General features: G+C 73.1%; 24 protein-coding genes. 15 read left to right on the top strand and 9 right to left on the bottom strand.

The window, feature by feature from the left end; translation table 11 throughout:
- Window positions 1-62: 62 nt before the first annotated feature.
- Entirely contained in the window at window positions 63-1019 is a 957-nt protein-coding gene (locus ACWED2_RS43345) for a GlxA family transcriptional regulator (protein WP_449696340.1), read from the bottom strand.
- A gap of 129 nt (window positions 1020-1148) precedes the next feature.
- Between ACWED2_RS43345 and ACWED2_RS43340 the strand changes: the two genes are divergently transcribed.
- From ACWED2_RS43340 to ACWED2_RS43320, 5 genes are read left to right on the top strand one after another with little or no spacing between them, the layout of a single operon-like run.
- On the top strand, window positions 1149-2495 hold the full coding sequence (locus tag ACWED2_RS43340) for a hypothetical protein (protein WP_449696339.1): 1347 nt from the start codon (window positions 1149-1151) through the stop codon (window positions 2493-2495).
- A complete protein-coding gene (locus ACWED2_RS43335) occupies window positions 2492-3886 on the top strand; it encodes an acyl-CoA reductase (RefSeq protein ID WP_449696338.1) in 1395 nt (464 codons plus the stop codon). The genes ACWED2_RS43340 and ACWED2_RS43335 overlap by 4 nt, the downstream gene beginning before the upstream one ends.
- Window positions 3887-3921: 35 nt before the next feature.
- Window positions 3922-5199: an acyl-CoA dehydrogenase family protein gene (locus ACWED2_RS43330; protein WP_449696337.1), complete on the top strand. Its 1278-nt coding sequence runs from the start codon at window positions 3922-3924 to the stop codon at window positions 5197-5199.
- Window positions 5196-6317, top strand: coding sequence for an acyl-CoA dehydrogenase family protein (locus tag ACWED2_RS43325; RefSeq protein ID WP_449696336.1), 1122 nt, complete (start codon window positions 5196-5198; stop codon window positions 6315-6317). Before ACWED2_RS43330 ends, ACWED2_RS43325 begins: the two co-directional genes overlap by 4 nt.
- Window positions 6318-6321: 4 nt before the next feature.
- On the top strand, window positions 6322-7176 hold the full coding sequence (locus ACWED2_RS43320; protein WP_449696335.1) for an enoyl-CoA hydratase-related protein: 855 nt from the start codon (window positions 6322-6324) through the stop codon (window positions 7174-7176).
- A 3-nt stretch (window positions 7177-7179) separates the two neighbouring features.
- Here the strand turns inward: ACWED2_RS43320 and ACWED2_RS43315 are convergent, their stop codons facing one another.
- Window positions 7180-7935 carry a FadR/GntR family transcriptional regulator gene (locus ACWED2_RS43315; protein WP_449696334.1) on the bottom strand — a complete coding sequence of 252 codons (756 nt, stop codon included), beginning with the start codon at window positions 7933-7935 and terminating at the stop codon, window positions 7180-7182.
- Between the two features lie 165 nt (window positions 7936-8100).
- Between ACWED2_RS43315 and ACWED2_RS43310 the strand changes: the two genes are divergently transcribed.
- Both ACWED2_RS43310 and folP read left to right on the top strand, forming a co-directional pair.
- Window positions 8101-8961, top strand: a complete 861-nt coding sequence (locus ACWED2_RS43310; RefSeq protein ID WP_449696333.1) for an oxidoreductase — start codon at window positions 8101-8103, stop codon at window positions 8959-8961.
- Window positions 8961-9878, top strand: coding sequence for a dihydropteroate synthase (gene folP / locus ACWED2_RS43305; RefSeq protein WP_449696332.1), 918 nt, complete (start codon window positions 8961-8963; stop codon window positions 9876-9878). Before ACWED2_RS43310 ends, folP begins: the two co-directional genes overlap by 1 nt.
- A 62-nt stretch (window positions 9879-9940) precedes the next feature.
- Here folP and ACWED2_RS43300 read toward each other — a convergent pair whose 3' ends face one another.
- Genes ACWED2_RS43300 through ACWED2_RS43290 form a run of 3 tightly spaced genes read right to left on the bottom strand, consistent with a single transcriptional unit; the run spans window position 9941 to window position 11497 of the window.
- Window positions 9941-10207 (bottom strand): DUF6510 family protein, encoded by a 267-nt coding sequence (locus tag ACWED2_RS43300; RefSeq protein WP_449696331.1) that lies wholly within the window; start codon window positions 10205-10207, stop codon window positions 9941-9943.
- Window position 10208: 1 nt separating this feature from the next.
- Window positions 10209-10931, bottom strand: a complete 723-nt coding sequence (locus ACWED2_RS43295) for a ferredoxin reductase (protein ID WP_449696330.1) — start codon at window positions 10929-10931, stop codon at window positions 10209-10211.
- Window positions 10901-11497 (bottom strand): sulfite oxidase-like oxidoreductase, encoded by a 597-nt coding sequence (locus ACWED2_RS43290; protein WP_449696329.1) that lies wholly within the window; start codon window positions 11495-11497, stop codon window positions 10901-10903. Before ACWED2_RS43290 ends, ACWED2_RS43295 begins: the two co-directional genes overlap by 31 nt.
- Window positions 11498-11616: 119 nt before the next feature.
- Between ACWED2_RS43290 and ACWED2_RS43285 the strand changes: the two genes are divergently transcribed.
- Window positions 11617-11802: a hypothetical protein gene (locus tag ACWED2_RS43285; protein ID WP_449696328.1), complete on the top strand. Its 186-nt coding sequence runs from the start codon at window positions 11617-11619 to the stop codon at window positions 11800-11802.
- A 128-nt stretch (window positions 11803-11930) separates the two neighbouring features.
- Here ACWED2_RS43285 and ACWED2_RS43280 read toward each other — a convergent pair whose 3' ends face one another.
- Together ACWED2_RS43280 and ACWED2_RS43275 are read right to left on the bottom strand one after the other, a co-directional pair.
- Window positions 11931-12098 carry a hypothetical protein gene (locus tag ACWED2_RS43280; protein ID WP_449696327.1) on the bottom strand — a complete coding sequence of 56 codons (168 nt, stop codon included), beginning with the start codon at window positions 12096-12098 and terminating at the stop codon, window positions 11931-11933.
- Entirely contained in the window at window positions 12095-13276 is a 1182-nt protein-coding gene (locus ACWED2_RS43275; RefSeq protein WP_449696326.1) for a M20 metallopeptidase family protein, read from the bottom strand. The genes ACWED2_RS43280 and ACWED2_RS43275 overlap by 4 nt, the downstream gene beginning before the upstream one ends.
- 102 nt (window positions 13277-13378) lie before the next feature.
- Between ACWED2_RS43275 and ACWED2_RS43270 the strand changes: the two genes are divergently transcribed.
- The 5 genes from ACWED2_RS43270 (at window position 13379) to ACWED2_RS43250 (ending at window position 19638) form a co-directional block, all read left to right on the top strand.
- Window positions 13379-14407, top strand: coding sequence for an Lrp/AsnC family transcriptional regulator (locus ACWED2_RS43270; protein ID WP_449696325.1), 1029 nt, complete (start codon window positions 13379-13381; stop codon window positions 14405-14407).
- Between the two features lie 177 nt (window positions 14408-14584).
- Window positions 14585-15346: a hypothetical protein gene (locus ACWED2_RS43265; RefSeq protein ID WP_449696324.1), complete on the top strand. Its 762-nt coding sequence runs from the start codon at window positions 14585-14587 to the stop codon at window positions 15344-15346.
- Between the two features lie 357 nt (window positions 15347-15703).
- Window positions 15704-17062: an extracellular catalytic domain type 1 short-chain-length polyhydroxyalkanoate depolymerase gene (locus tag ACWED2_RS43260; protein WP_449696323.1), complete on the top strand. Its 1359-nt coding sequence runs from the start codon at window positions 15704-15706 to the stop codon at window positions 17060-17062.
- A complete protein-coding gene (locus tag ACWED2_RS43255; protein WP_449696322.1) occupies window positions 17026-18357 on the top strand; it encodes a poly(ethylene terephthalate) hydrolase family protein in 1332 nt (443 codons plus the stop codon). The genes ACWED2_RS43260 and ACWED2_RS43255 overlap by 37 nt, the downstream gene beginning before the upstream one ends.
- 141 nt (window positions 18358-18498) lie before the next feature.
- A complete protein-coding gene (locus ACWED2_RS43250) occupies window positions 18499-19638 on the top strand; it encodes a mechanosensitive ion channel family protein (RefSeq protein ID WP_449696321.1) in 1140 nt (379 codons plus the stop codon).
- Between the two features lie 111 nt (window positions 19639-19749).
- Here the strand turns inward: ACWED2_RS43250 and ACWED2_RS43245 are convergent, their stop codons facing one another.
- Complete coding sequence (locus ACWED2_RS43245) at window positions 19750-20427, bottom strand: hypothetical protein (protein WP_449696320.1); 678 nt, start codon at window positions 20425-20427, stop codon at window positions 19750-19752.
- Between the two features lie 459 nt (window positions 20428-20886).
- Between ACWED2_RS43245 and ACWED2_RS43240 the strand changes: the two genes are divergently transcribed.
- The gene (locus tag ACWED2_RS43240; protein ID WP_449696319.1) at window positions 20887-21678 is read left to right on the top strand and encodes a Calx-beta domain-containing protein; all 792 of its coding nucleotides are present in this window, start codon (window positions 20887-20889) and stop codon (window positions 21676-21678) included.
- On the opposite strand, the gene ACWED2_RS43235 is transcribed toward ACWED2_RS43240, so the two are convergent.
- The gene (locus ACWED2_RS43235) at window positions 21662-24664 is read right to left on the bottom strand and encodes a BTAD domain-containing putative transcriptional regulator (protein ID WP_449696318.1); all 3003 of its coding nucleotides are present in this window, start codon (window positions 24662-24664) and stop codon (window positions 21662-21664) included. The genes ACWED2_RS43240 and ACWED2_RS43235 overlap by 17 nt on opposite strands.
- A gap of 169 nt (window positions 24665-24833) precedes the next feature.
- Between ACWED2_RS43235 and ACWED2_RS43230 the strand changes: the two genes are divergently transcribed.
- Entirely contained in the window at window positions 24834-26465 is a 1632-nt protein-coding gene (locus ACWED2_RS43230) for a vWA domain-containing protein (protein ID WP_449696317.1), read from the top strand.
- The last annotated feature ends 2 nt before the right edge of the window (window positions 26466-26467 follow it).

The raw sequence follows: 26467 nt of genomic DNA, 5'->3' as shown, positions 1-26467 counted from the left end.
CCTCGTTGTCGTCGGCCGGCTCGGGTTCCGGGATCATCTGGATCCGGGCGATGTGCCAGGTGTCACGACCCGCCGGGGGCAGGTGCGCGGCGGACGGCCGACGGCGAGTGGCCGAACCGCCTGCGGAACTGGCCCCGAAACGCACCCGCGTCGGTGTAGCCGACCAGCGCACCCACCCGTTCCACCGGGATCGACGACCGGCTGAGCATGATCCGCGCCGCGTCCAGCCGCAGCCGGCGCAGGACGTCGCTCGGGCTTTCGCCCAGCACCGCGCGGCACCGGCGGCGCAGGGTCCGTTCGGTCGTGCCGAGTTGCGCGGCGATCGCCGTGACGGAGTGGGGTTCGGCATAGCGTTCGCGGGCCAGCTGGAGGAACCGGCTCACGGTCGCGTCCGCCACCGGGTCCGGCCGGCCCAGTTCTTCGTCCACCCAGTCCAGCTGGTTCGGCGAGCCGATCCGGCGCACCAGCTCGCGCACCAGCTCTTGTTCGCCGTCCATCGTCGCGGCCGTGATGACGTTCCCGGTGGCCACCATCGGCAGCCCGGGCAGCAACACCACGTCCGGATGCCGCGCCGCGATCCGCCGGGCCACGCGCTCGTCGGCGACCGCTTCGACGCCGTCCAGCAGCCCCGCCTCGGCCAGCGCCAGCACGGACGCGCCCGCCGCCGCGATCAGCGCGCCGCCCGCGTGCTGCTGCCTGAGCCAGGGCAGGACGACCGCCCGGTCAGGCGGCTGCGCGTCGCGCTCGAAGGCTGGCAGCACAACGGCTTTCGCGATGGTGTCGCCGCCGATGCGGCCGTCGGCGCCCAGCCGGACACCGCCCGCCGCGCACACGCCGTCGCCGGTCGGGGTCAGCACCCGCACCTGCAGGCCGGTCACCTCGGTGCTCGACGGGTAGAACGCGTGCCCGCCGTAGACCCGGCCGCGGTAGCGGTCCGAAAGCGCCATGGCGTCCGAAACCATCCCGAGGCTGCCGAGGAGGACACCCTCGAAGGCGACGATGAAGACCTGCTGCCGCATCCGTGCCCGCCTCTCACCGTCCGAAGTGGCCGGAACGGCGCCGGTACCGTCCGTTCCGCCCATGGTTTCCGCCGCCGCGCCGGAGCACGCTTCCTGCCGAGACCCGTCCGGGATCCAAGGAGGCTTCCGATGGACCAGGCCAGCCGCGCACTGCTCGAACTGGGGCAGGCGCCGGAGCTTTACCGGTACCCCGCGGCGGAGCTGCTCCCGCTGCACCTGGCCGCGGCGGACGCCGTGGTCGCCGAGCGGCGGCAGCAGGTGCCGATCCTCGACCGCCGCGCTCGCGAGGCCGGTGTCGACCGGATTTCCCGCAAGAGCGACCTGGTGCCGCTGCTGTTCCCGCACTCGACCTACAAATCCTACCCGGCGAGCTTCGTGGAAAAGAAGCGCTGGAAGGATTTGGCGCGCTGGCTGACCACCCTGTCGACGGATGACGTCACCGGCGTCGACTTCGACGGCGTCACCGACGAGGACGAGTGGGTCGACCGGCTGCGGGACAACGGCCACTTCGTGATCGCCACCAGTGGCACCACGGGTAAGTGCTCGTTCCTGCGGCACAGCGCCGAAGACCGCGCGCGCAAGGTGGAGGCCTTCGCCCGTCAGCTCGGCTGGCCCTTCGCCCGCGCGGACGGCTCCCGCAGCTACTTCTGGCTGGGCCCGCACGTCGGCGTGAACAGCGCCACGGACGCGGCGAACCTCGGGGCGAGCCTGTGGTCCACCCCGGACAACAGTTTCTTCCTCACCGACGAACGCTTGCGCCTGACCGACATCAGCCGCCTCGCGGCCATGCGCCGCCGGATGGCGGACGGCCTGGCCACGCCCGGCGAGATCGCCGCCTTCGAACGGCAGCAGCAGGCCCGCAGCGCGGCGATGTACCCCGGCATCGACGCGTTCATCGATCGCCTGCTGGATCGGCGGAACGAGAAGCTGAGCATCTCCGGCACCTGGGCGCAGCACCTGCTGGTCCGCGACCGCGCCCGGGAGCGGGGTATCCCGGACGGCGCCTTCCACGCCGAGACGATCGTCAGCGCGGGCGGCGGGATCAAGAACGTCGCCCTGCCGGACGACTACCAGGAGCAGGTCGCGCAGTTCTACGGCGAGGTGATCCGCACCGGGACCTACGGGATGACCGAAATGTTCCAGCTGATGAACCGGTGCGAGAAGCTGCGCTACCACATCCCGCCGGGGCTGCTGCCGCTCGTGCTCGACCAGGCCGGCGAAACGCTGCTGAACACCGAAGACGTCAGCGGGCAGGTGGTCGAAGGCCGGTTCGCGTTCGTCGACTTCGCCATCACCGGCCGCTGGAGTGGCACGATCACCAGTGACCGGGTGCAGTTCGACACCGGCGAGCACTGCCTCTGCGGCCGGCCCGGTCCGACGATCCTCGACACCATCACGCGCTACCCGACCACCGACGACACGATCGGGTGCGCCGGCACCATCGACGGCTACATCCGGGGAGCGCTGGCCTCATGACCACCATCGGGACGGATGCGCCGAACCGGGTGTGGCACGTGCAGCGTGGCGTGCCGGTCAGCGGTGACGAGCGGTCTTTCGGCAGCGGGGCGAACCGCTTCGTCACGCCCGCGCTGGACCTCGACGCGCTGGTCTGGCCGCGCACCGAACCGGGACCGGCGTTCGGCACCCCGGTCGCCGAGATCATGGACCTCCTGGAAGAACTCGGTTCCTGGCTGGACCGCGACCCGGACGGCCTGGTGGCCGACGCGCTCGCCGCCGCCCGGCGGACGAACCCGCTGCCGGCCGGGGTGCTCACCGAGGCGTACGCGTCGCTGAGCCGGACGTTCAGCCGCCGCGCGATGGAGTTCATGATCGAGCAGGAGCTCGGGGGCGCCGACGTCCTCGACGGCTGGCGGACGATCCCCGGCCCGCCGTCCGGCCGCACCGTCCGGGTCCGCGCGTTCCCGGCGCGCGTGGTCCACGTGCTCGCGGGCAACGCCCCCGGTGTCGGCGCGGTTTCGCTGGTGCGGGCGGCGCTGACCAAGGGCGTCAACCTGTTCAAGCTGCCGTCCAACGACCTCTACTCGACCAGCCTGCTGCTGGCCGGCCTGCACGCGGTGGCGCCCGGCCACCCGACCACCCGCTCGTGCTCGGCCGCCTACTGGCGCGGCGGGGACGCCGAGGTGGAGTCGCTGCTGTTCCGGCCGCAGTTCTTCGACAAGCTCGCCGCATGGGGTGGCGAGGCGTCGTTGCGCAGCGCCCGCGCGTACGTGGGGCCCGGGTTCGAGCTGGTGTCGTTCGATCCGAAGACGTCGGTTTCCCTGATCGGGCGCGAGGCGTTCGCTTCCGCCGCGGCGCTGGCCGAAGCCGCGGAGGCCGCCGCGCGGGACATCATGCTGATGGACCAGCAGGCGTGCGCGGCTAGCCGGTTCCAGTACGTCGAAGGCAGTGCGGAGGACGCCGACCGGTTCGCCGCCGCGCTGCTGCCGCGGCTCGGCGTCGCCCGCAAGCTCGGGTCGGCGGTGGGGAACCCGGTGCCCGCCGAGATCCGCGCCGAGGTGGAGGCGCTGCGGGACCTGGCGCCCTACGCCCGCGTGTTCGGCGGCTACGAAGGTCACGGCCTGGTGGTGCGCACCGAGGACCCGGTCGACTTCCACCCGGAGGGCAAGGTGGCGAACGTCGTTCCGGTGGACAGCCTCGAGGACGCGCTGGGCCGGATCAACGTCGCCACGCAGAGCGTCGGCGTCCACCCGGCGTCCCGCAAGGAGGCGCTGCGGGACGCGCTCGCCGCGGCGGGCGCCCAGCGCATCGTGACGCTCGGGGACGTGCCGGTCGTCGAGGCCGGGCTGCCGCACGACGGCTTCTACCCGCTGCAGCGGCTCGTCCGCTGGGTCAGCGACGAGGGATAGTGTAATTATCTACCTATTAATGATAAGGTCTGCCGATGCAGCGAGAAGTGGACTTCGTCGACGAGGTCCGGCGGTTCCTCGACGCGCACGCCGGGCGACGGCCCGAGCCCGCGGCGTTCCGCTGGGGTGACGGCGACGACCGGGTGGCCTACTTCAGCGCCGACCCGCCGGACGTCGAACGGGCCGCGGTGGACCGCGCGCGGGCCTGGCAGCGGACCCGGTACGAAAACGGGTTCGGCTGGATCACCGGGCCGCCCGAGTACGGCGGCCGGGGCCTGACCGCGGTCCACGACATGCTCTACGACGCGGTCGAGGCGGAATACGACGTGCCGGACACCGGCACGATCGGTGTGGTCGGGCTCGGGATGGTCGGCCCGACCATCCTGGCCCACGCGCAGCAGCACGTGAAGGACCGCTGGCTGCCCGCGATGTACCGCGGTGACGCCATCGCCTGCCAGCTGTTCAGCGAGCCCGGGGCGGGGTCCGACCTCGCCGCCGTGCGCACCAGCGCGGTGCGTGACGGCGCCGACTGGGTCCTCAACGGACAGAAAGTGTGGACGTCGGTCGCGCACCTCAGCCAGATCTGCCTCGCCCTGGCCCGGACGAACCTCGACGCGCCCAAGCACCGCGGAATCACCGCGTTCCTGGTGCCGATGGACGCACCGGGTGTCGAGGTCCGGCCGCTGCGCCAGATGACCGGCGGCGCCGACTTCAACGAGGTCTTCCTGACCGACGTCCGGGTGCCCGACGACCACCGGCTCGGCGAGGTCGACGGAGGGTGGACGGTCGCGCTGACCACCCTGATGAACGAGCGGGCGACGGTCGGCAACGAAGGCGTCGGCGCGGTGAGCGCGGCCCTCACACCGGACCGGCTCGCCGCACTGATGCGGGCGGCCGGCCACGAAGGCGACGGCGCGCTGCGCGCCCGGCTGGCCGAACTGCTCGTCGACCTGACCGCCACCGCGCAGCTCAACGCGCGGGCGATCCGCCGGATGCGGGCCGGGGTCGCGCCCGGCCCGGAGATGTCGGTGTCCAAGCTGATGTACGCGCAGAACCTCACCAAGGCCGCGCACCTCGCCGCGGACGTGCTGGGCCAGCGGGTGGTCGCCGACACCGGCGAGTGGGGGACCTTCGCCTGGACCGAGCTGCTGCTGGCCACCCCCGCGTTGCGGATCCTCGGCGGCACCGAGGAAATCATGAAGAACATCCTCGCGGAACGGGTGCTCGGCCTGCCGAAGGAACCGGGGATCGACACCCGGTCGCCGTTTCGCGAGCTGCGCCATTCCGTGGCGGACCAGGGAGGCCGGTCGTGACGACAGCGACTTCGCAGGAAGACCTCGACGCGTTGCGCGCGACCGTGCGCGGCTTCCTCGAGGCGGTTTCGGGCGAGGAGGCCGCGCGGGAGCTGACGGAGTCCGGAGCGCCGTTCGACCCCAAGGTCTGGGCCCAGCTGTCCGGCGAACTGGGGCTGGCCGGTCTCGCCATTCCGGAGGCCTACGGCGGCGACGGCTTCGGGCTGGTGGAGCTCGGTGTCGTCCTGGAAGAGATGGGCCGCGCCCTGCTGTGTGCGCCGTTCTTCTCCTCCGTCGTCCTGGCCGCCACCACGCTCCTGGCGGCCGGTGACGACGTCGCCTGCGCGCGGTACCTGCCGGAGATCGCGGCGGGCACGACGACCGCGGCTTTGGCGGTGACCGAAGCCGACGGCTCGTGGGGCGCCCGCCGGGTCACCACGGTGGCGGAGGAGACTTCGCCCGGCCGGTGGTCGCTGACCGGGCGGAAGAGCTTCGTGATCGACGGGACCACGGCCGACCTGCTGCTGGTGGTGGCCCGGGCCGGCGTGGGCCTTTCGCTGTTCGCGGTCGATCGGCAGGCGCCGGGGGTGCGTGCCGAGGCCCTGCGTTCGCTGGACGCCACGCGCGCGCAGGCGCAGGTCACCTTCGAGGCCGCACCGGCGACGAGGGTGGGCGAGGACGGCGCCGGGGAGTGCGTCTTCGGACCGGTGCTCGACATCGCGTCCGTCTGCCTCGCGGCCGAACAGGCCGGGGGAGCGCGCCGGGTGCTGCAGACCGCCGCCGGGTACGCCCGGACCCGCCACCAGTTCGGCCGGCCGATCGGCTCGTTCCAGGCGGTCAAGCACAAGTGCGCGGACATGCTGGTGCACGTCGAGCTGGCCGAGGCGGCGGCCCGTGAAGCCGCCCGGCTGCACGACGAGGACCCCGCCGGGCTGCCGGCGGCCGCGGCGGCGGCGCACGCCTGCTGTTCCCGGGCCTACCTGTTCGCCGCCATGGAGAACATCCAGGTGCACGGCGGGATCGGCTTCACCTGGGAGCACCCGGCACACCTGCACTTCCGCCGCGCCAAGTCCGCCCAGCTGCTCTTCGGCGGACCCGCGGCGTACCACGAGCGGCTGCTCGCGGCGCTCGGCGTCTGAGCCCGTGCCCGGCTACGAGACCCTGCTGACCGCGCTCGACGCCGGTGTCCTCACGGTCACCCTCGACCGGCCCGCCCGGCTCAACGCGATCACGCCCGTCCTGGTGCGGGAACTGCTCGCCGTCCTGGACGCCGCCGATGCCGACGACGAGGTGCGGGCGATCATCGTCACCGGCGCCGGCCGGGCCTTCTGCGCGGGCGCCGACCTGGGTGCCGGCGGTGGCGCGTTCGACCACCGCGAGGCGGGCGCGGAGCACCGGGACCTCGGCGGCCTGGTCGCGTTGCGGCTCTACGCGAGCACCAAGCCGGTGATCGCGGCGGTCAACGGCCCGGCGGTCGGGGCGGGCGCCGGGCTGACCCTGCCGATGGACATCCGGCTCGCCGCCACCACCGCCCGGTTCGGGTTCGTCTACGCCCGCCGCGGCATCGTGCCGGAATCGGCGGCGGCCTGGTTCCTGCCCCGGGCCGTGGGCATGCAACGCGCGATGGAGTGGGTGGCCACCGGCCGGATCTTCGACGCCGCCGAGGCCCTCGCGGGCGGCCTCGTCCGGTCCGTGCACGAGCCGGACGAACTGCTGCCCGCCGCCGTCGGCATCGCGCGCGAGATCGCCGCGAACACCGCGCCGGTCTCGGTCGCGCTGTCCCGCCGGCTGATGTGGCGGATGCTCGGCGAAGGCCATCCGATGGCCGCGCACCGGCTCGACTCGCGGCTGATGGGGGAGCTCGGCGGCGGCCCGGACGCGGTGGAGGGGATCCAGTCGTTCCTGGCCAAGCGGCCGCCGGAGTTCCCCGGGCGGGTCAGCACGGACCTGCCGCCGGGCTGGCCGTGGTGGCCGGACGAGCCCTTCCGCCCGGCGTGAGGGTCAGGACAGGATGTCGATGAGCTCCGGCACCTCGCCGCGGGTCATGTAGTTGCTGACCTGCTTGAGGTGCTTGCGCCAGAACTCCGTGGCCCCCTCGGCGTCCTTCGCCTGGATCAGGTCCAGCAGCTTCACGTGCGCCCGCTGGACCACCTTGGCCGAGGCGAACGCGGGCACGTCGTCCTGGGTGGCCGCGTAGGCGCGGTGGTGGGCGTCGATGAGGTGGAAGAGCATCCCGGCGAGCACGTCGAGCGTGTCGTTGCCCGACAGCTTCACCAGCAGCTCGTGGAAGTCCGCGTCGTGTTCGGCGTAACCCACCGCGTTGCCGATGATCGTCTCGCCCTTTTCGACCAGCTCGGTCAGCGCCTGCAGGTCGGCGGCGGTGCGCTTGGCCGCGAGGGTGCGCACGGCGGCGGTTTCCAGGAGGCTGCGGGCTTCGTAGACGTCGGCGATGGACGCCTTGCGGTACTGCAGGAGCAGCCCGGCGTAGCGGGCGGCCACCCGGGAGTCGGGCACCAGCACGCGCGCCCCGCCGCGCGCGCCCCGCCGGATGTTGATCAGCTGCTCCGACTCGAGGATGCGGAACGCCTCCCGCAGCGTCGGCCGCGACACGCCGTACTGCTCCATCAAGGCCGTCTCCGACGGCAGGACGTCGTCCTTCGCGAGCTCGCCGAGGACGATCTGGCGCCGCAGGTCGGCGGCGATCATCTCGCCCGCTTTGGGGACGCGCACGATGCTCGTTCGTGGAGCGGCGGTCATCCGGTTCCCCCTTGAGTTGATTGAGTCAACTCATCGTACCGGATGGTCGGTCCGCGGGCGCGGCGCCGGGCGGGCCCGTCGCCGGATCCGTTGACAGCCCGAAGTGCCGTCTCTATCGTCTATTCAGCTAGATAATTATTCTGATGCTGGGAAGAGGTGGCGATGATGGCACCGGACGCGCGGCCGCGGAACTGGCTGGTCACGGGCGTGTCGGGCGGGCTGGGCCGCGCCCTCGCCGAGCAGGTCCTCGACCGCGGGGGCGTCGTCGTCGGAACGCTGCGCGACCCGCGCCAGTCGGCCGCCTTCGAAGCGCTCGCCCCGGGCCGGGCGTTCGCCGTGGAACTCGACACCACCGACGGGCCGGACGTGCTCGCGGACCGGGCCGCCGAGGCGGTGCGGCTGGCCGGGCACATCGACGTCCTGGTGAACAACGCCGGCTACGGGCTCGTCGGAGCCGTCGAGGAGATCGGCGAAGACGAACTGCGGCACCAGATGGACACCAACTTCTTCGGCCCGCTCCGCCTGATCCAGGCCCTGCTGCCCCACCTGCGGGCGCGCGGGGGTGGCCACCTGGTCAACATCAGTTCGATCGCGGGGTTCCGGGGCCAGGCCGGTCTCGGGCTGTACAACGCGTCGAAGTTCGCCCTGGAAGGTTTGTCGGAGGCTCTGATGGCCGAGCTGAAGCCGCTCGGCATCGCCGTCACGGTCGTCGAACCCGGCGGGTTCCGCACCAACTGGATGGGGAAGGGCCTGCGCCGGGCCGAGCGGCGCGTGGCCGAGTACGCCTCGGTCGACGAGCTCGCCGGCACGATGCGGCGCTTCGACGGCCTGCAGCCGGGAGACCCGGCGCGGGGTGCCGCCGCCATCATCACCGCCGTCGAGGCGGCCGACCCGCCGCTGCGGCTGCCGCTGGGGGCCGACGCGCACCGGGCGGTCCGCGGCAAGCTCGCCGAGATCGGCCGCGAACTCGACGCCTGGGAGCACGTGAGCGTCTCGACGTCGTTCGAAGCGTCCGGGGCCGGCTGATGATCCGCCGGTTCGCGGTCCCGGCGGCCGGCCGCACGCTCGAGCTGGGCGGCCGGCCGTGGCTGATGGGCGTCGTCAACGCCTCACCGGAGTCGTTCTCCGACGGCGCGCTGGTCGGCACCGCCGACGCCCAGCTCGCCCACGCGGCGAGGCTGCTCGACGAAGGCGCGGACCTCATCGACGTCGGCGGCGAGTCCGCGATCACCAACGTGCCCGCAGTCGCCGTGCGGGAGGAGATCGACCGGGTGGTGCCGGTGATCGAGCGGATCACCCGTGAGCTGGGCGCCCTGGTCTCCGTGGACACCTACAAGCCCGAGGTCGCCGAAGCGGCCATCGCGGCCGGCGCGGTCCTGGTCAACGACGTCAGCGGGCTGCGCGATCCGAGGCTGGCGGACGTGTGCGCGAGGACGGGCGCGGCCCTCGTCCTGATGCACACCCGTGCCGCCCCGAAACAACGCCTGCAGGATCCCGGGCTGTACCGGGACATCACCGACGACGTCGTCACGTTCCTCGCGGACCGGATGAAGCTCGCGATGGACCGCGGAGTGCCCGAGGAAGCCCTGATCCTCGACCCGGGCCCGGACTTTTCGAAGACCCCGAGCCAGACCGTCGAGGTCCTGCGGCACCTGAGCGACCTGCACGCACTGGGCCGGCCGCTCCTCATGGCGGTGTCCCGCAAGGACTTCATCGGCGCCCTGACCGACCGGCGGCCGAACCGCCGGCTGGCGGGCACCCTGGCCGCCATCGGCTACTGCACGGACGCCGGCGGCCACCTACTGCGGGTGCACGATGTCGGCGCGGTGCGCGAATACCTGACGGTGCGGGCCGCGCTGGCCGGCGAGCTCGTCGTGAACCCGGCGCTGGCCCTCGAGGAGTCTCTCCGCCACGAACGCCGGGAAGCCGACCAGGTGGGCTGACGTCGTTCGGACAGTCCGTCCTCGGCCCGAAACGTCGAGCGCGCTCGGGGGCGACGGCCGCGTCAGTCCGGCGTGGTCAGGCGCAGTGTGGCGATCCCGCGCATGTCGAGCGTGGTGCCGGCCGGGGCTTCGGCGTAGCGGAGCAGGACCTGGTCGCAGCCGGGGCACCGGGCGACGTAACCCATCGGTGCGCCGTACACGCGTGCCGAGGCGAGGGGGCCGGATCGGCCGCAGCCCGCGCACGCCGCGACCGCGGTGGTCACCTCGGTGGTGAACACGCTGCTCAGCGGCCCGGCCAGGACGTTGCCGTCGAGGTGTCCGTCGGTCATCTCAGCCTCCGAAGCGTTCGGCGCGGACGCGAGCCGGGTCGTGGCCGGCGTCGATCAGCAAACCCGTGACCGTTTCGACGAACGACGTCGGCCCGCACACGTAACAGGTCGGCTCGTCCGCGGCCGGCAGCCCGTGCGCCGCCAGGTCCGCCGCGTCGATCCGGTGCGGCTTGCGCTCGACGCCGTCCGGCGCCTCCCGCGTGTACAACACGGTCACCTCCGGCCCGCCCAGCTCGCCGGCGAAGTAGGTGTCCGCCGGGGTCCGGACCGAGTAGAGCAGCCGGAACGGCGGGCTCGCCGCCGGGCGGGCGCGCAGCATGGCCATCAGCGGGGCGATCCCCGAACCGCCGCCGACCAGCAGCACCGGGCCGGGTTGCTCCGGCCGCCACACGAACCAGCCGCCGAGCGGGCCGAGCAGCTCGACGACGTCCCCGACCTCGATGTCGCGCACGAGGTACGGCGAGACCTCGCCGTCGGGGACCAGCTGCACGGTCAGCTCGACGAACTCGCCGTCGGCGGGGGCGGACAGCGAGTAGCTGCGCTGCGCGGTGTAGCCGTCCTCGGCCGTCAGCCGGAGGTCGGCGTGCTGCCCGGCGAGGTGTCCCGGCCAACCCGGCACGGCGAACCTGAGGGTGCGCGCGGTGGCCGTCTCGTCGCGGATCCCGACGAGCCGGGCGGTCAGCCGGCGGTGGCCTAGTCGCCGTCGTAGCGCTGTTCCCGCCACGGGTCTCCGTAGTTGTGGTAGCCGAGCTCTTCCCAGAACCCGGGCTGGTCGTCGAGCAGCAGCCGCAGCCCGCTGATCCACTTGGCCGACTTCCAGAAGTACAGGTGCGGCACGAGCAGCCGGACGGGCCCGCCGTGCACCGGCTCCAAGGGCTCGCCCTCGAACTCGAAGGCGAGCCAGGCCTTGCCGTCGAGCACGTCCTCCAGCGGCAGGTTGGTGGTGTAGCCGCCGTGGCTGTGCGCCAGCACGTAATCCGCGGCGGTCTCGACGTTCTCGAGCAGCACGTCGAGCGACACCCCGCGCCACGTCGTGCCGAGCTTCGACCAGCGGGTGACGCAGTGGATGTCGACGGTCGGCTCCTCGGCGGGCAGCGCCATCAGCTCGGCCCAGGTCCAGGAATGCCGCTCGCCGCTCTCGGCGGTGATCGTGAACGACCAGTCGCCGGTCGGCACCGGCGGGGTCGGCCCGGCCGAGAGGACGGGGAAGTCCTCGGTGAGGTACTGACCCGGCGGCAGGGCGGCGTCTTGCTCGCGGCGCCCGTGGAACGCCCGGCTGAACACGGCCACACATCCCCCTCTCGTCGGGCGCTCAATGTAACCCACCCACCGGCGGATCGGGACCCACACGTTCGTGCGATCCCGGCGACCGCGTCACGTTCCGCGAACCCGTCGCGTGCCGAGCGCAGGTGCTCACGCTTCCCACGCTCGTCGCCCGCAAGGGCTTGCCTGCGCCGGGCGAGGACAACGGCCTCTTCGGCGGGTTCCGCCTGGCAACCGGCGGCGGCCAGGCCGGTGAGCGCCTCGACTTCGCCCGGCCGCTGCCTGGCCGGCCCGGCGCGGACCGCCGAGGCGATCACCGTCAACGCCGCTGACACGCGCCCAGCGCCGCCCCGAACAGGCGGCGCCGGGTCAGCGGGTCGTCCACGAAACCTTCCACACGACGGACGGCGCCGAACCTTTCCGTGACGGCGCCGTGAAAACGCTGAGACCGACGGCGTGGTTAGGCCTCTCCGCAGTCGTCGTCATCGCCGGGGCCGCCGGCGGCGAGACCCCACAGGAGGAAAGCCAGCACGACGCCACCGAAGATCGCCGTGCCGGGTCGGCCTTGGGCGATTCCGGCGATCACCAGGGCGGTGCCACCGGCCAGCACCAGTCCCAGCACGATCACGACAGCGTGCTCCGTCCTCGGCGCAGGGCCAGTTCCGCGAGCACGGCGGCGCCGTCCGGCAGGACCGAGTCGTCGAACTCGGCGCGCGGGGAATGGTTGTCCGTGGTGCCGTCGCCCGCGCCGAGCAGGACGAAGGCGCCGGGGATCCGTTGCAGGACGCGGGAAAAGTCCTCCCCGCCCGGCAGCGGATCGGCCCGGTGGTGGAACCGGTGCCCGCCGAGAACCTCGCCGATGGTGCCGGCGGCGAACGCCGTCTCGCGCGGGTCGTTGACGGTCAGGGGATATCCGTCGAGGTAGGTCACCTCGGCTCGCAGGCCGTGCGCCCTGGCGATGGACTCGGCCAAGGTGACGGCGGCGTCTGCGAACCGGGCTTTGGCGGCCGCGGAGAACGTGCGCACGGTCGCTTCGAACCTCGCCGTGTCCGGGATGACGTTGCGCCGCGTTCCGGCGTGCAGCGAGCCCACGGTCAGGACCACCGGGTCGAAGATGTCGGCTTGGCGGGTGACCAGGGTCTGCAGGGCCGTGACGATCTCGCAGATCACCGGGACCGGGTCGTGCGCGCGGTGCGGCCGGGCGCCGTGCCCGCCGGAGCCGACGACGGTGACTTCGAGCCCGTCGGAGGCCGCCATGGTGGTGCCGGGGCGGGCCGTGAACACGCCGTGCGGCACCGCGGCACTGAACACGTGCAGCGCGTACGCCGCGTCCGGTGGCTTTCCCGCGGCGTCCAGCACGCCTTCGGCGATCATCGCGGCCGAGCCGTCCCAGCCCTCTTCGCCGGGCTGGAACATGAAGACCACGTCTCCGGGCAGCTCGTCCCGCCTCGCCACGAGCAGCTGGGCGGCGCCGGCCAGCATGGCGGTGTGCAGGTCGTGCCCGCAGGCGTGCATGACCCCGTCGACGCGGGAGGCGTAGTCGAGGCCGGTGCGCTCCTGCACGGGCAGCGCGTCCATGTCCGCGCGCAGCAACACGACCGGGCCTGCCCGGTTCGCCCGCAGCACCGCGGTCACGGAGCTCAGCGCTTTGCCGAGCGACACCTCCAGCGGCAGCCCGTCGAGCGCGGTGAGCACCTTTTCCTGAGTACGTGGCAGGTGCAGGCCGATTTCGGGTTCGGCGTGCAGCCGGCGGCGTAGCCGGATCAGATCGTCGCGGATCGCGGTGGCGTCTTCGAGCACGGACATCGGGCGGCCTCCTCGGGCATCGCGGGGGTGCTTGCCGAGAATCGCGGCGGATGCCACGATGACGGGCCAAATCCCCGATTTCGCTCACCTGGACGGTCGTGTATGCAGGATGTGCTCATCCCGGACGAGCTGGACCTCAAGCTCGTGCACGCGCTGCAGGCCGCACCCCGCGCGACGTGGCACGAGATCGGCCAGGTGCTCGGCGTCGACCCCGGTACCGCGACGCGGCGCTGGCAGGCACTCGTCGACGCCGGATCCGCCCGGGTCACCGCCTATCCCGAAGTCCGGCTGTGGGCGAAGGACCACTGCAACGCGTTCGTCGAACTGGATCTCGAGCCGACCGCCCGGGCGCACGCCGTGGCGGTGCTGTCCCGGGTCCCGCAGATCGCCTCGATCTCGATCGTCAGCAGCGGCCGGGACCTGTTCCTCACCGTGCTGACTCCCGATCTGGTGACGCTGTCCCGGCTCGTTCTCGAAAAGCTCCAGCACCTTCCGGGAGTGCGCGGGACGCGCACCCACGCGATCACCACCGTCTACGGCGAGGGCAACCACTGGCGGCTCGATGCGCTGTCCCCGAAGCGGCCGGGGTACGCCCCACCGGCGACCGCCAACCGGCCCGTGTGGAAGGACCACCACCGGGCCGTGCTGCGCGCCATGGCGGACGGCCGAAGCCCGGCGGCCGACATCGCGGCCCGCACGGGGAAAAGCGGCTCCACCGTCCGCCGCCGCCTCACCGAGATGATCGACGGCGGACTGCTGTCCCTGCGCTGCGAGGTCGCCCAGCCCATCACCGGATGGCCGGTGGCCGCGACGTTCTGGGCCCGCGTACCACCGGACGAACTGGACCGGACCGCCACCGCGTTGACCGGCCTGCCGGAAGTCCGCCTGTGCGCGGCCACCACCGGAGCGGACAACCTCGTGCTGACCCTGTGGCTGCGCTCCCTCGGCGACGTCCAGCGCCTGGAAGCGGAACTCGCCGGGAAACTCCCCGCCCTCACGCTCACCGACCGTGCCGTGACACTTCGTGCCGCCAAGCGAATGGGCTGCCTGCTCGACGACCGCGGACGGATCACGGACGTGGTGCCCATCGATCCGTGGGCGTCGTTCTGGAACACCGCACCAGCTGCTTGACCGGTGGGCGTCCCGGTTGCGTCACGGGCGGCGTTCCGCGGCCGGAAACCGTTCTACGATGGCGCGATGGCGACTGGGGAGCACGCGTTCGGCAGACCGGCTCGGCGTCGTCTATCGGCTTCTTCACCACCGCTCTCGCCGTCGGCCGGGCCCGTTGTCGCCGAGCGCGACCGGGGGTTGCCCGCCGGCCCTCCGGATCCGGAGGCCGCCGCGCCGGGACTGCGGCGGCTGCGGGCCGGCGGGCGGCGCTGGACGTTCGCGCTGCTGGCCGCCGCGGCCCTGGTCGGGGGATTCTTCGCGGTGCAGAACGCGCAGGACCGGGCCGCCGACCTGTTGCTGCGCACGGGCGTGCACAGTGACGGCACCGTTCTCGCCGTCCGGCAGCCGAGGACCTGGACGTACATCGAAGTCGGTTACGTGATCGGTGGCGTCCGGAAGCGGGTTTGGATCAATAAGACTTCCGACCGCCGTTACGCGGTCGGCGACCACGTCCTGGTCGCGACCGACCCCGGCCGGCCGGCCCGGGTCCGCACCGCCGAGGAACCCAACGAGGACCGGGCCACGGCCAGTGTCGGCATCTGGATGCTCATCGCCGGGGTCGTGCTGGTCCCGGTCGCGGTGCTCCGCCGGATCAGCTGGGCCCGGCGCCTGGCCGCCGCCCGCCGCACGGGCTGGTACCCGGCGGAGGTCACGATCGCCCCGCACCGGCGCCTGACCGCCGCCGACCACCGCCCGCCGGACCTGCGGATCAGCTACCGTGACGGCCCCACCATCGAGGCCCGCGCCGCGCACGCGTACGGCGTTGCCCAGCTGGCCGACCGGCCGCGCCGGGAGGTACGGGTGGCGGGGACCGGTGAGCAGCTGGCCCTGCTGTTTCCGGCCGGGGTCAAGGGGAAGCGGCCTTACCTGGTCCCCGCCAAAGCCGTGACTGGTCGGTGACCCCACCCTTGCCCGGAAACCGGCCCGAGGTCGTCGGTCAGCCTCATTCCCCGGACCGCGCGGCGGACCACGCCGGACCCGGTACCACTGCGACCCGAATTCGGCTGGGCACGGAATCGGGCCGGGAAAGTAACTTTCACCGGCGGATCGAGTGATCATTGACCTCGCCGTCGGGCGCTCTTATCGTGAATCCCGTCTCTCTGGTTCGGCAATCGGACGAATTCACGGCGCACAGCAGCCGCATTCCTGAAGGGGATTACCCCAGCCCGTCCGAAATCGCGAGTCGGACCTGACCCGAGAAGGCCGCTTCCGGCGATCCGCCGAGCAGTGGCTCCGGCGACGACGGCGGAGGAAGCGATGAAACGGGTGATCCGCGGGCTGCTGGCGCTAATTCTGATGCTGCCTCTGGCCGTCACGTTCCTGACCACCGGTACGGCCGCGGCCGCCACCTTGACCAGAGTCACCGACTTCGGTGCCAACCCGACCAACCTCGGCATGTACGTGTACGTGCCCGACGCGGTGGCGGCGAAACCGGCGCTGCTCGTGCTGGTGCACTACTGCGGTGGTTCGGCCGGCGGGATCTTCAACGGCAACGGGCACGACTTCGCGACGGCGGCCGACCGGTACGGCTACGTCATCGTCGTGCCCGAGGCCACCCGCGACGGGCACTGCTTCGACGTGTCGACGAAGGCGGGCCTGACCCGCAACGGCGGCAGTGACTCCACCGGCATCATGTCGATGGTGGCCTGGGCGCGCCAGCGCTACAACGTGGACCCGGGCCGCATCGTGGTCAGCGGCTTCTCTTCGGGGGCCATGATGACGAACGTCCTGGCCGCCGAGTACCCCGACGTGTTCTCCGCCGGGTCCGCGTACTCCGGCGTGCCCGCCGAGTGCTTCGCGACCACGGATGGCTCGCTGTGGAACAGCCAGTGCGCCGGCGGGAACGTCGTCAAGACGGCGCAGCAGTGGGCCGACCAGGCCCACGCCATGTACCCCGGCTACACCGGCGCCTACCCGAGGATGCAGCTGTGGCACGGTGACCAGGACACCACCCTGGCGTACCGCAACTTCGGTGAAGAGCTGAAGCAGTGGACCGCCCTGCACTCGCTGACCACGACACCGTCCTTCACCGACCACCCGCAGGCGTCCTGGACGCGGACCCGCTACGGCGACATCGGCACCCGCGCCACCGTGGAAGGCGTCGTCATCGCGGGCACCGGGCACACCCTGCCGCAGGCCGGGATGCTCGCGTACGCGATTTCCTTCCTCGGCCTCGACAACGGCGGCGGCACCACAACCCGCAGCGGTCCGGTGCGCTCGGCCGCCGCCGGGCGGTGTCTCGACGTGCCGGCCCGGTCGACGACGCAGGGCACCCGGTTGCAGCTGTGGGACTGCAACGGCGGGGCGAACCAGACGTGGACCGCGACGGACGCCGCCGAACTGACCGTCTACTCCGGAGACACGCTGCGCTGCCTCGACGCCGAAGGGGGCGGCACCAGCGCGGGCACGGCGGTGATCATCTGGGCGTGCCACGGCGGGACCAACCAGAAGTGGCGGAGCAACGCCGACGGCACGGTCACCGGCACCCAGTCCGGGCTCTGCCTGGAGGTCGCGGCCGGCTCGACCGCCAACGGGACCGCCGTGCGGCTGGGCACCTGCAGCGGCGGCCAGAACCAGAAGTGGACCGGCCCGGGCTCGGCCACGGCCGCGCGGTGACCGGCTCGCGCGAGAGGGAGGGCACCGGCATGTGGCGACGCGGCGCTGTGCTCCTGGCCGTGCTCGGGGTCGTGCTCGGGCTGACGACCGCCGCGTCGGCGGCCGACAACCCTTACCAGCGGGGACCGGATCCCACTCCGGCCGGTGTCGCGGCGGACCGCGGCACGTTCGCCACGGCGCAGACGACCGTGCCCAAGGGCAACGGTCTCGGCGGCGGGGTCGTGTACTACCCGACGGACACGACCGCCGGCACCTTCGGCGCCATCGCGATCGCGCCGGGCTACGGCACGGAGTGGCGGTGGTACGCGTGGCTGGGCCCGCGGCTGGCCTCCTTCGGGTTCGTCGTGGTCGGCATCGAGACGAACAGCCTCGACGACTACGCCGACGCCCGCGCGGACCAGCTGCTCGCCGCGCTGGACTGGCTGGTGACGAGCAGCCCGGTGCGGGACCGGGTCGACCGGAACCGGTTGGCGGTGGGAGGCCACTCGATGGGCGGCGGTGGCGCACTGGTCGCCGGTACGCGCCGGCCATCGCTGCTGACCGCCGTCGGCATGGCCCCGTACGTGCCCAACGGAAACCTGTCCGGCATCAGGATCCCCACCGTGCTGTTCGGCGGCCAGACCGACACCACGGTCACCCCGTCGTACCTCGCGAGCGCCTACGCCACCATCCCGGCGACCACCCAGCGCGCCTACCCGGAGATCGCCGGTGAAGGCCACGGCTTCGCCGCCGGCGGCGGTGGCGGCAATTCCGGCGCCTTCGCCCGGGTGATGATGGTGTGGCTGAAGGTGTTCATGGACGCCGACACCCGGTACTCGTCGTTCCTGTGCCCCTCCCTGTCCGACCTGCGGGGGATCTCGAAGTACCAGGCGAGCTGCCCGCTCGGCCCGCCGGGCGGGACGCAGCCGCCCCCGGAGACGTCCCGGCTGGTCAACGCCAACGCCGGCCGGTGCCTGGACGTGCCGGGCCAGGCCCAGTCGAACGGCACGCAGGTGGCGCTGTGGGACTGCAACAGCGGCGACAACCAGCGGTGGAAGACCACCGCCGGCAAGCAGCTGCAGGTCTACGGCAGCAAGTGCCTCGGCGCCGACGGTACCTCGCCGGGCGCGAAGGCGGTCATCGGCGACTGTGCCGGCGGGACGGCCCAGCAGTGGACCGCCAACGCCGACGGCACGATCACGAACGTCCAAAGCGGACTGTGCCTGGACGCGTCCGGTGCCGGAACGGCCAACGGCACCAAGGTGATCGTCTGGACCTGCAACCACGGCGCCAACCAGCAGTGGAACCGGAACTGATCCGCACCGGGCTCGCGGCCGGGCGGCAAAGCCCTGCCCGGTCGGTGCTCAGGCGCCTCTCCGCGGCTGTGAGAACGGCCACTGTGTCAGCACGTGACGGCTGTGGGTATGAGGAACAGGAGGTGCGCAGGAGGGAGAAGTGTGTCCGACGGATGGGGACGGCTGGTGTCCGCGGTGGTCGTCGCGGCGTCGGCGTTCGGTCTCTTCCTCATCGCCGAGCACCTCTTCCGGCGGGTGATCCGGCGGCTGGGACGGCGTTCCGCGGTCCTGGCCGAGTTGACGGTGCACGCCCATCGGCCGTTCCTGTGGTTCGCCGGGGTGGTCGCGGTGCGCAGCGCGTGCACGTTCGGCCTCCCGGACGGGCCCTGGCGGGGGCCGGTGACCCACGGGCTGGGGTTGGCGCTGATCGGGGTCGGCGGGTGGCTCGTCGCCGGGGTCCTCACGTCGGCCGAGCGGGCCGCGCTGTCGAGGCTGCGGGTCGACGTCCCGGACAACCGGCACGCCCGCCGCTTGCAGACGCAGGTCACCCTGGTCCGCCGGATCACCGTGGCCGGGGTCGCGCTGCTCGCGTTCGGCGCGATGCTGATGACCTTCCCGGCGGCGCGCGCCGCGGGCACCAGCCTGCTCGCCTCGGCCGGCGTGGTGGGCGCGGTGGCGGCGCTCGCCGCGCAATCCCTGCTCGGCAACGTGTTCGCCGGGATCCAGATCGCGTTCAGCGACGCGATCCGGCTCGACGACGTGGTGATCGTGGAGAACGAGTGGGGCCGCATCGAGGACATCACGTTGACGTACCTGGTGATCCACCTGTGGGACGACCGCCGGCTCGTGATGCCCACCTCCTACTTCATGTCCCAGCCGTTCGAGAACTGGACCCGCCGGGAAGCGGCGCTCCTCGGCACGGTGGAGCTGGATCTGGACTGGTCGGTCCCGGTGGAGGAGATGCGCGAGGAGCTCCGCCGGATCCTCGGTGACACCGACCTCTGGGACGGCCGGGTCAGCGTGCTGCAGGTGACCGACGCGGTCAACACCCTGATCCGGGTGCGTGCGCTGGTGAGCGCGGCCGACGCGCCGACGCTGTTCGACCTGCGCTGCCTGGTCCGCGAACAGCTCGTGCAGTGGGTCCGCCGGGCCCATCCGTACGCTTTGCCGCGCCTGCGCACGGAACAACTGCAGGCGCCTCCGGCCCCGAAGGCCGCGGATCACGCGCCCGGTCAGGACGCCCGCCTCTTCGGCGACAGCGCCGACGGCCGGACCCGGGAGCGCACGTTCAACGGCCCGTGACGCTCTTCACTAGGCGCCGGCACGACGGAGGCGTTCGCGGGCCTCGTCCTCCGACAGCGAGGTGACGGGCTGCCCGGCCGCGTGCTGGAACTTGGCGTCGTAGGCCCTGGTCTACACGCCGGCCGCCCACGCGCGGTGCAGTTCGTCGGTGCCGAGGTCCCGGCCACGCGCATGGCCGTACGCGACGAGGAATCGCCGTGTGTCCTCGACGGTGGCGAGCTTGTCCGCGTCGACGGTCGAGTACAGCGCGGCGGCGAAACCGGCGAGGACGTCTTCGCCGTCCACGATCACACTGTCCCAGTCGTGCGCCACCAGCAGCGCGTCTTCGCTCCAGCGCAGGTTGCCTGCCAGCCAGTCGCAGTGGCCGATCACACCGCCGGTGCCGCCGATCCGCAACCGGTCGCGAGCACGACGTCCGGCGTCGTCGATCCACTCCGCGCCGCGCACCTCGTCGAGGTCGGCATCGGCGTCCTCCGACCGCGGCCACAGGCCGTCCCCGGCGTGGTTCCAGGCCGCCCACGACGGTGGCGGCGTGAGCGGGGGCATCTCGACGGGACTGGGGGCCAGCCGGATCAGCCGCGCGAACGCCCCGGCGAAGGCGGCGGCCGCGCGGTCGGCGCTCGGCAGCACGGCGCCGCCGGGGACCCAGACCTCCGCGGTGGCGACGTCGTCCCCGAAGGGAGCGACGCCGGTGAGCGGCTCGGGGCAGGGGTAACCGGCCCGGAACAGGCGACGCTGGACCTCGACACACCCCACCAGCCGCGGCGCGGCCGGACGAACCTTGACCACGACACCACGGCCATCGGCCAGCCGGAGCCCGAAAACCGCGGACAAGTGCCCGGACCGGAATATTTCTTCCACCGGCGAGCTGCCCAACTGCTCCCGGCACCAGCGGGCGAGATCACCGGGATCGACCACATGCGCACGAGGTGGCATCTCGGCATCCTGACAGACGAACTGCCCACGACGACACGGCGTCCATCGAGCCGGCTCCGGCACGGCGGATGCCCGGATCAGCCGATCGGGGTGGCGAGGGTTTCCGCGGCGATCCGGGGTCGGCGGCTTGGTGCCGGGCGAGTTCGAGGACAGCGAAGTCCCGGGCCGGGATCGCCAGGACGGTCGATCCGCCGGTATGGGCGTCCTCGCGCATACAACCCCGCGCCCGGTCACAACCCAGTTGCAACCGGGGCGCGGTAGGCATGCCGGGTGGCGCGCTCCACCGCGGGCCCGGACGCAAGGGGGACTCCGATGAGAACAGCGGTGCTCGCACTGGTCGTGCTCCTGCTCGGCCTGGGAACGGCGGTGCCCGCGGGCGCGGTGGCCCATGGCTGCGGGCCCGCTTCGGTGGCGGTCGCCGACCGGACGCTCTACGAGGGCACCCCGGCCTTCGGGGAGCGCAGCCCGGCCTACACCACCTTCGCGTTCACCGTGTCCGTCACGGCGGCCGCGGGGTGCGCGCCGACCGGGTCGGTCTCCTACCGGACCGAGGACGGCTCGCCCGGCGCGACCGGCCCGGCCGACTACGTCCCCGTCGAGGGACAGCTGAGCTGGGCCGGTGACTTCAGCTCGCGCACCGTCGCCGTCCAGGTCGTCAAGGACGCCGCCGGGGAGCCGGACGAGCCGTTCCTGCTGCGCCTGTTCGATCCGGTCGGGCTGGTGCCGGCCGACGATTCGGCCGTGGGCGGGATCCTCGACGACGACGGGGCCGTCGCGCTCCCGATCGTGGTCTCCACCGACGGCGGCAAGATCTGCTGGCACGTCTGCACGGTCGGGGTGGGGATCGGCGGCGGCCCGGCCAAGGCGCCGGTCACCGTGCACTACCGGACCTCGGCCCTCGGCACCGGCGAACCGGCGTACGTGCCGGTCAAGGACGCCTTGGTGACGATCCCGGCCGGCGCGTCCGGCGGCAGCGCGGTCGTCAAGCTGCTGGACGGCAATCCCGGCCAGGCCGAGTCCCGGTTCGTGCTGGAGCTGTTCGCCCCGTCGGCGGGCACGCTGGGGAACGCGCGGACGGAGGTGACGATCAAGCCCGGCGGTTAGCCAGCTCGCGGGCCTCGGCCGTCGCGTTGGCCTGGGAGTACAACGCGGCGGCCGCGGCCCACTGCCGGGCCGCTTCCGCGGGCCGGCCGAGCCGCGCCTCCAGGTCGCCGAGGTCGCGGTGCAGGTGCGCCTGCTCGTAGCCGTCGGGCACCGTGGCCCGCACGGCCAGCGCCCGTTCCAGGTGCTCGCGCGCGGCGGCCAGGTCGCCCGCCCCGAGCCGGGCCCGCCCGAGGTGCTCCAGCGCGGCCGCCTCGCCGTGCCGGTCGCCGACGTCGCGGCTGAGGTCGAGGGCCTGCCCGAAGTGGTCCGACGCGGTGGCGAAGTCGCCTCGGTCCAGGTGGACCCGGCCGGTGTCGAGCAGCGACTCCCACTCCAGCCAGCGGTCGCCGAGCACCCGGCTGACCGCGAGCGCCGCACGGAGGTGCGCCAGCGCCGCCCCGTGGTCCCCGCGCTGCAGGTGAGCTTCGCCGAGCGTGTCGAGCGTGGCGGCTTCCAGCCGGGCGTTGCCCAGGGCGCGGAACGTCGTCAGCGCCGCCGTCAGCGGGGCCAGGCTTTCCTCGGCGCGGCCCATCCGGACGTAGGTGTGGCCGAGGTTGCGCTGGGACAGCGCGTGCCCGAGGTCGTTGCCGGCCGCGGCGTTGCGGGCCACCGCGAGCCGGTGCGCGGCGATGGCTTCGTCGAAGCGGCGCAGTTCGGCGTAGGCGTTGGCGGTGTTGTTGTGGATGTGCCCCTCGCCCTGGACGTCCCCGGCGGCCTGAGCCGTCCGCAGCGCGGCCGCGTTGGTTTCCAGGGCCTCCGGCAGCCGCCGGGTCATGAAATACGCGACGCCCAGCGCTCGCAGCATTTCCGCCTCGGCCAGGGGGTCGCCGAGCCCGGTCGCGGCGGCGGCGCCCTCGCGGCACAGCTCGACGCGGGTGTGCCAGTGCCCGGCCGTGTCGTAGAAGCTGGTGAGCAGGTACGTCAGCTGCCACGCGGCCTCGGCGCGGCCGTGTTCGCGGGCGAACCGCACGACGGGCAGCAGGTTGTCGCGCTCGGCGGTGAGGAAGGTCAGCGCGGCGTGCCGGTCGGTGCCGACCGGCACGTCCGGCGCGGGGAACCGCGGTGACGGCGTGACCAGGTCGCGGTTCGGGTCGATGGCCCGGTTCGCCGCCGCCGCGGCCACCAGGTACCAGTCGACGAGCCGGTCGGCGATCTCCGCACGGGCGGCCGGCGGCTCGTCGGCCCGCGCGCACTGCCGCGCGAACTCGCGGATCAGGTCGTGGAACCGGAACCGGCCCGCGCCGGCCGCCGTGACGAGGTGCGCGGCGGCGAGCCCGGCCGCGGCGCGGTCGCCGTCGGCGCCCGGCACTTCGCAGAGCGCGGCACCGAGCGCGGCGCTGAACGTGGCCCCGGGCCCGAGGGCGGCCCGGCGGAAGAACCGGGCCTGCGCGGCGGCCAGCGGCCGGTAGGCCGTGGCGAACACCGCCCGGACCGTGCGGGAATCCCCTTCCACCGCCAGGGTTTCCAGCCGTCCGGCGCCGGCCAGCTCGGCGGCGAGCTCGGCGATCGGCCGCCTGGGCGCGCCCACCAGCCGAGCGGCCGCGATGCGCAACGCCAGCGGCATCCCGCCGCACAGCCGCGCCACCCGCGCGGCCGGGCCCCGCTCGCGCCGCACCCGCTCGGCGCCCAGCACCCGGTCCAGCAGCGCGACGGACTCGGCGTGCCCGAAGGCGTCCAGGGCGATCGGGCGCACGGCGTGGCGGGTGCCCAGCGCGGCGAGGTGCTGCCGGCTGGTGACGACCAGCAGGGCCGGGCCGGTGCCCGGGATCAGCGGCAGGACGTCCTCGAGGCCGGCGACGTTGTCCACCACGACCAGGCACCGGCGTCCGTGCAGCAGCGACCGGTACAGCGCGGCCCGTCCGGCCTGGTCGCCCGGGATGTTCTCTTCGGGCACGTCGAGACCGCGCAGCAGGTGCGTCAGCGCCAGGGGACCCGGCAGCGGCTCGTCCGGGTCCTCGCCGCGCAGGTCGAGGAACAGCCGGCCGTCCGGGAAGCGGGCCGCGACCCGGTGCGCCCAGTGCAGCGCCAGCGCGGTCTTGCCCATGCCCGCCGCGCCGGAGAGCACCACCACCGGCCGTTCCGGCTCGTCGAGCACGGCGTCGAGCGCCGCGAGTTCGGCTTCGCGTCCGGTGAAGTACCCGACGCCCGCGGGCAGCTGCGAGGGCCCGGTCACGGCCGGGCGGAGGTCCAGGGCGGGGTCCCGCCGCAGGATCGCCGTGTGCCGGGCCAGGAGTTCGGGGCCGGGGTCGACGCCGAGCTCGTCGGCGAGCCGCCGCCGCAGCCGCTGGAAGGCGTCGAGCGCGTCGGTGTGCCGCCCGCAACGGTAGAGCGCGAGCATGTGCAGCCCGGTCAGCCGTTCCCGGGTCGGGGCGGCGGCGAGCAGCCGGGGCAGCTCGTGGACGGCCTGTTCGTGGTGGCCCAGCCGCAGTTCGGCGTCCCAGAGGTCTTCCATCGCGCCCAGCCGCAGTTCGTGCAGCCGGTCGACCTCGCGCCGGCCCCAGCCGGACGGCGCCGCGTCGGCGAAGGCGTCCCCGCGCCAAAGGGTGACCGCCGCGCGCAGGGTGGTCGCCGCCCGCTCGACGGCGCCGGCCGCGAGGTCGGCCGCGCCCGCGCGGACCTGCTGCTCGAAGCGGTACGCGTCGACCGTCCCCGGCGGGACGGTCAGCAGGTAGCCCGGCTCGCGGGTGACCAGGACGCCCGGGAACCCGCAGCCTTCCAGCGCCTGGCGCAGCCGCGCGACGTGGCTGTGCAGCGTCTTGACCGCGGTGCGCGGCGGGTCTTCGCCCCACAGGACGTCGACCAGCCGCGGGATCGGCAGCACGGTGCCCGCGTGCAGCGCCAGCACCCCGAGCACGACCCGCTGCCGCGTCCCGTGCAGGGTCGCGGGTCCGGCCGGGCCGACCGCTTCGACCGGCCCCAGCACACGCAGCTCACCGGGTTGGGACACCCCAGCTCCTTCCCGCGCGGCACGACCGCTCAGCGAGCGTAACCAGCACGGAGGAGGGCGAAAACAGCCAACCAGCCGATCCGCGGCGGCCGCGACAACCGGTTCACAACCGGTCGCGGTGACGCTCGGTCCGCCAGTTCCTGTTCCGATTCGTGTGAGGGGAAACCGGATGAGCACCAGATCGCGGCCTCGGCGCCGCAGACCGTTGACCGCCGCGCTCGCGTTCGCCGCCGCGGCCGCGTTCCTGCCCGTGGTCCCCGCGGCGGCGGCCGTCGCGCCGGCGCCCAACTCGCGGTGCGGGCCGCTCGACGTCACGTTCGTCGTCGACGACACCGGCAGCATGGGCCCGGCGCTGACCAACATCAAGAGCGAGCTGGGCAACATCGCCACGGCCGTGCAAGCCAATTCCGGCAACGACTACCAGCTCGGCCTCGTGACGTTCAAGGACGACGTGACGGTGCGGACCGACCTCGCGCCGCTCAACCTGGCCGCGGTCAGCCCGCAGATCACCGCGCTGACCGCGGCGGGCGGCGCCGGAGAGCCCGAAGCGTCCGACGAAGCGGTCAACACCGCCGTCAACAACCTGCCCGCCACCGGGCGCCCGCAGACCGGCGACTTCTCCGGGACCTGGCGGTCCCACGCGACGAAGATGGTCATCCTGGTGACCGACGCCCACCCGGGTGGCTTCGACGACACCTTCACCGCGGCCGACCAGGCCAACGCCCACCAGCGGGCGGTGGAGGCGGCGACCAAGGGCATCAAGGTTTCGGCCGTCTACGTCCAGACGACCGCGCTGCCCGGCATCTCGCCGATCATGCAGGACTACGCCACCACCACCGGCGGCACGTACACGGCGACCCCGGCCAGCGGCGCGGGTGCGGGCGCGGCGATCCTCGACGCGCTCAAGAACTGCCGCAAGACCGACGTGTTCATCAAGGACGCGCCGGCCGACACCGGCGTCGCGCCGCACGGCCTGAACCCGATCTGGACGAGCCCGGACATCAAGGTGTGCGCGACACCGCCGCCGTGCGCGGCGACCACCCCGGTCGTCGGCGGGACGAGCTACGTGGTCGTGACGCTGAACAACCCGGGCCCGGGCGGATCCGGCGCGTCGACCGGCCACGTCGAGGTCTACTACACCGCGCAGGGCGGGGCGGCGCTGTGGCCGATGGACTGGACCCCGATCGGGTCCTCGCCGACGGTGACCGTGGCGCCGGGCACCACCCAGGTGGCGATCAAGTGGCCGTCGGTGCCCGGTCCGGGCCACTTCTGCCTGCTCGCCCGGTGGATCTCCGCGACCGACCCGATGACCTCCCCCGAGCCGACCGGCTCGAACACGCTGGACAACACGCGGAACAACAACAACATCGCGTGGCACAACGTGGACACGATCCAGCTGACGCCGGGCAAGCCGGTGACCCACCCGTTCACGCTCGGCAACCCGGCCGCGGACCGGGCCACCCGGACCGACCTGCTCTTCACCCAGCCCGGCAAGCCGTTCGCGGGCGGTCCCGGCAAGGTGGTCGTCGACCTCGGCAAGGAGCTGGCCGAGCGCTGGCGCCAGAGCGGCCAGAAGGGCACCGGCGTGCGTCCGGTGGGGGAGACGCAGGTTGAATTCACCGGCGGCCGGCAGGCGGCCTTGCAGGGCCTGCCGATCCAGCCGGGGGAGCGCTTGGAGACGGCGGTGACGTTCACGGCGGCGGAAGCGGCGGCGGGCACGGACTTCGTCGTCCGCGTCTCCCAGTCGGCCGGTGACGAGGACCTCGGCGGCGTCGAGTTCCAGCTGTCGGCCGAGGGGTAGCC

The organism is Amycolatopsis sp. NPDC005003 (assembly GCF_053600695.1).
This window is presented reverse-complemented; position numbering and strand designations above follow the sequence as displayed.

Bases quoted from the DNA above. Each gene is read 5' to 3' on its own strand.
- ACWED2_RS43300 (WP_449696331.1), bottom strand. From the start codon at position 10,207: ATGACCGACGGACACCTCGACGGCAACGTCCTGGCCGGGCCGCTGAGC.
- ACWED2_RS43315 (WP_449696334.1), bottom strand. From the start codon at position 7,935: ATGACCGCCGCTCCACGAACGAGCATCGTGCGCGTCCCCAAAGCGGGC.
- ACWED2_RS43275 (WP_449696326.1), bottom strand. From the start codon at position 13,276: ATGTCCGTGCTCGAAGACGCCACCGCGATCCGCGACGATCTGATCCGG.
- ACWED2_RS43230 (WP_449696317.1), top strand. From the start codon at position 24,834: ATGAGCACCAGATCGCGGCCTCGGCGCCGCAGACCGTTGACCGCCGCG.
- ACWED2_RS43330 (WP_449696337.1), top strand. From the start codon at position 3,922: ATGCAGCGAGAAGTGGACTTCGTCGACGAGGTCCGGCGGTTCCTCGAC.
- ACWED2_RS43260 (WP_449696323.1), top strand. From the start codon at position 15,704: ATGAAACGGGTGATCCGCGGGCTGCTGGCGCTAATTCTGATGCTGCCT.
- ACWED2_RS43240 (WP_449696319.1), top strand. From the start codon at position 20,887: ATGAGAACAGCGGTGCTCGCACTGGTCGTGCTCCTGCTCGGCCTGGGA.
- ACWED2_RS43340 (WP_449696339.1), top strand. From the start codon at position 1,149: ATGGACCAGGCCAGCCGCGCACTGCTCGAACTGGGGCAGGCGCCGGAG.
- folP (WP_449696332.1), top strand. From the start codon at position 8,961: ATGATCCGCCGGTTCGCGGTCCCGGCGGCCGGCCGCACGCTCGAGCTG.
- ACWED2_RS43310 (WP_449696333.1), top strand. From the start codon at position 8,101: ATGGCACCGGACGCGCGGCCGCGGAACTGGCTGGTCACGGGCGTGTCG.
- ACWED2_RS43345 (WP_449696340.1), bottom strand. From the start codon at position 1,019: ATGCGGCAGCAGGTCTTCATCGTCGCCTTCGAGGGTGTCCTCCTCGGC.
- ACWED2_RS43270 (WP_449696325.1), top strand. From the start codon at position 13,379: ATGCAGGATGTGCTCATCCCGGACGAGCTGGACCTCAAGCTCGTGCAC.
- ACWED2_RS43335 (WP_449696338.1), top strand. From the start codon at position 2,492: ATGACCACCATCGGGACGGATGCGCCGAACCGGGTGTGGCACGTGCAG.